The organism is uncultured Thiothrix sp., assembly GCF_937873765.1.
Classification (GTDB): Bacteria; Pseudomonadota; Gammaproteobacteria; order Thiotrichales; family Thiotrichaceae; genus Thiolinea.
Genome location: NZ_CALMZC010000053.1, coordinates 1 through 3,623, shown reverse-complemented (window position 1 = coordinate 3,623; position 3,623 = coordinate 1). Strand labels below are relative to the sequence as shown.

Sequence of the window (3,623 nt, the reverse complement as noted above, 5' to 3'; positions counted from 1 at the left end):
TTAAGTTACTACCGCTTTAGTGGCTCTTCAACTCCTCTGGTGCATGACCACCATCAACATAGCTCATGGCCTGCTCCTAAATAGTTAGAAAGTCAGCAGGTTAGCATTTAGTAGGTCACTAGTCAGTAAGAGAGGCGACAACTATCAGCGCTGTCGCCAAGCGAGGAGTTAAGTTAAGCGATTTTTACGTATTCAAAATCAGTAGCTTGTTTATTGATACCCACACGTGGAGGAGCAATCCAACTGGCATATTCACCGGGTTGATGGCAGGGTTTCATCAGTGAGTTGATGAAGGCCATATCACTGTCATTAGGTAACCAAGCACCACTTTGTGCTTGCCATGCTTCTTCTGTTAAGAGCTCACCATAGGGGCTAATCCGATGGCCTGCAAATTCTCCAATGCGACGATTGAAGCCTTTATGCGGTTGAGTGAATTTAAAATCAATGCCCGCATTTTCGATGGTTTTATTCCAACGATCTAAACCACCTTGGCAGTCTGCAATATAGTCATCCAATAAACGGCTATTGATGGCGCGTAACGCAGGGATTTCGTTAGTGACAAGCTGACCATTTTCTACTTGCATGACAGGATAAGTGGCCTCTTGCAGTTCATGATCATCCGTCAGATTAGCTTCATTGAAGCGGCCTTTTAAGCCTGAGCTAAACGCATCCGCCGCATTACTCGAAATTTCTGAACCGAATAAATCACGTGTTACCGACATATGGAAATTAGCTTTGCGTTGTAGCAGAGGGAGATCAACCACCCCTAAAGCACGAATCGCTTCAATGTCATAAGGATCAGTAATTCCTGCTTTTTTCATCGCAGTGCAAGTGGCTTCAACGGTACGGCCTACACCGGTTTCACCCACGAACAAGTGATGTGCTTCTTCTGTCAGCATGAAACGGCAACTACGTGAGAGTGGGTCAAATCCACTTTCGGCTAAAGCCGCTAATTGCATTTTACCGTCACGATCCGTGAAATAGGTAAACATAAAGAAACTGAGCCAATCGGGTGTGCGCTCATTAAAAGCACCTAAGATCCGTGGATTATCTTGTTGACCACTACGGCGCTCTAGTAAAGCTTGAGCTTCCTCACGGCCATCTTTGCCGAAGTATTTCACTAATAGATAGACCATTGCCCATAAATGTCGCCCCTCCTCTACATTCACTTGGAAGAGATTGCGCATGTCATACAGGCTTGGTGCTGTTTTGCCTAAATAACGCTGTTGCTCAACTGAGGCAGGTTCAGTATCACCTTGGACAACGATTAGACGGCGTAGTAAAGACCGATACTCTCCCGGTACTTCTTGCCATGCCGCTTGGCCTTTATGTCGACCGCAAGGAATGGTACGACCTTCAACTTTGGGTGCAAGCAGGATACCCCAACGGTATTCTGGCATTTTGACATGTCCAAACTTAGCCCAACCAGTAGGATCAACCCCGACAGCAGTACGTAAATAAACTTCACTCTCTTGGAAGCCTTCAGGTCCCATCTCTTTCCACCAATCAAGGTAGTTAGGATGCCAAGCCTCTAGAGCGCGTAGTAATTGTCTATCAGAGGACAAATCCACATTGTTCGGAATCAAATCATCGTATTTGACTTCAACAAAGTTATCACCGTGTATGGATTCCGATACTTCTACTAAGGTATCTAATTGCTCACTCATCTTGAACTCCTCCTAATATGAATCATATTGCTTTTTAGCTGACCTAGGAGTGCATTATAGTTGCAGTAAATTGCAACTATAATGATGTATGTCAGCAAAATATAAGTAAACTAGAACCAGCTACTCCAGAAATTATGCACTATATTACTTTTTATTGGCATGGAGTTGGTGCACACTGAGGCTGAGCAAGCCAAGGGCTGTTAAGGGCAGTACACCATAAAGCATAACCTTGCTAAATGTGGCTAAAGCCGGATTGCTCGTGGCAACAAATATCAAGTAAAGGGTGTAAGCCACGTAGTAGGCAAAAAATACAGCACCTTCAGAGCGGCTGATGGTTTGCCCAGTGAAGAAAATCGGTAAACACGCTAAGGCTACACCAATCATGACGGGAATATCGAAGCGTAAGGTGGATGCTTCAATTGGAATGCCTGCAGGTGCCACTATGCTAGCCACTCCTAACACCGCCATAATATTGAAAATGTTACTACCCACTACATTCCCTACCGCAATATCACGCTCACCCCGAATCGCAGCAATGATTGAGGTGACAACTTCCGGTAAAGAGGTTCCAGCCGCAACAATGGTTAAACCAATCACGACTTCACTGACACCTAAGTATTTAGCGAAGATCACTGCCGCCTCCACTAACCAACGTGAACCCAGCACAAGTAAGACTAAACCAATGACAATGAAACCAATGTTTTTAGCCCAAGCTTGTTTCTCGCTCGGGTCACCGAGTAGTTCAGCTACTTCTGGATCAATTGCTTCGGCCGTTTTGCGGCTATCTCGACGGCTTTTATAAATAAGAAAGGTGATATAACCGAGTAAACCACTAAACCAAATGATGCCTTCAATACGGCTAAATCTCCCATCCAGTGCGAACAGCAGCACGCTCACCGAAAGGAAGATCATCAAAGGGACATCAAACTTAATTAGTTGCTTGGAGACCACGAGAGGAATAATTAACGCAGAAATACCAAGAATAAATAAAACATTGAAGATATTACTACCGACGACATTACCGACAGCAATTCCAGCTTGGTCATTAAGCGCAGCTTTAACACTCACCGCTAATTCGGGAGCACTCGTACCGAATGCTACCACGGTTAAACCGATCACTAAGGGCGAAATACCTAAAGCGGCGGCTAAACGCGATGCACCCCGCACTAGTAATTCAGCACCAATGACTAGAAATACTAGCCCGGCTATGAAATAAACGATTGTCATTGTTGTGTTGCCTTTGGAGGTCAATAAAAGCTTAAAAATAAGCTGAGTTTAGGAGAAAAGAAAGGTAAGCCTGTAGATGCTAGGGATTAATACCTGAGAGTAGGGGGGTAGCGCGATACCCCTACTCAATCTAGTAGCGGGTGATTAGAGTAGGGATCAATTCGTACTGTCTAATTGAGACATTAAATGACGCAAAGCACGCAGTTCAGCAACAAACTCCAGCTCAACGCGCTCTAACTCCGCCAAAATATGCTTCTTCAATTCTTCTTTTGAGGTTTTGGCATCAACAATCTGATCTAACTCATGCAGGGCTTTAGATAAGATAGGCGAAATTTCATAGACCTCTCCCGTAGTCGCAGTGCCACTATCAATCATGCGGGTTTGTACGGCACGACCGATATTGTAGCTACGGGTGACTGGCAGCAGTGAACCTTTGGGACGCTGGTATTTAATTTTCAGCACGTCGGTTGCCGGTGCGATATGTGAAAGTGTATAGCCAATAATTTCCTGCGGATTCTGTACGCCCATCTGAGCTAAGTTGGGATATTGCATACTCATAGTTGCTAACCTATTGTTCTGTGGTGGAGCAAAAACTATATCACTCGTGAAATCAAGAAGAAATGTGAATTCAAAGCGCTTTGGATGAGATTATTTTACCTTCTTGGGTACAAATGTCGGGTCATGCACCAGAAGAGTTGAAAAACATCTGATTAATGAATTCGCCAATGA

General features: G+C 44.5%; 3 protein-coding genes. All 3 read right to left on the bottom strand.

Annotated elements, in window-relative coordinates:
- Positions 1-173 precede the first annotated feature (173 nt).
- Positions 174-1,667, bottom strand: a complete 1,494-nt coding sequence (gene boxB, locus Q0307_RS15435; protein WP_298661729.1) for a benzoyl-CoA 2,3-epoxidase subunit BoxB — start codon at positions 1,665-1,667, stop codon at positions 174-176.
- Between the two features lie 144 nt (positions 1,668-1,811).
- Positions 1,812-2,894: a calcium/sodium antiporter gene (locus Q0307_RS15430; RefSeq protein WP_298661728.1), complete on the bottom strand. Its 1,083-nt coding sequence runs from the start codon at positions 2,892-2,894 to the stop codon at positions 1,812-1,814.
- Between the two features lie 156 nt (positions 2,895-3,050).
- On the bottom strand, positions 3,051-3,452 hold the full coding sequence (locus tag Q0307_RS15425) for a DUF3461 family protein (RefSeq protein ID WP_298661727.1): 402 nt from the start codon (positions 3,450-3,452) through the stop codon (positions 3,051-3,053).
- Positions 3,453-3,623: the final 171 nt, after the last annotated feature.

Bases quoted from the DNA above. Each gene is read 5' to 3' on its own strand.
- Q0307_RS15430 (WP_298661728.1), bottom strand. From the start codon at position 2,894: ATGACAATCGTTTATTTCATAGCCGGGCTAGTATTTCTAGTCATTGGT.
- boxB (WP_298661729.1), bottom strand. From the start codon at position 1,667: ATGAGTGAGCAATTAGATACCTTAGTAGAAGTATCGGAATCCATACAC.
- Q0307_RS15425 (WP_298661727.1), bottom strand. From the start codon at position 3,452: ATGAGTATGCAATATCCCAACTTAGCTCAGATGGGCGTACAGAATCCG.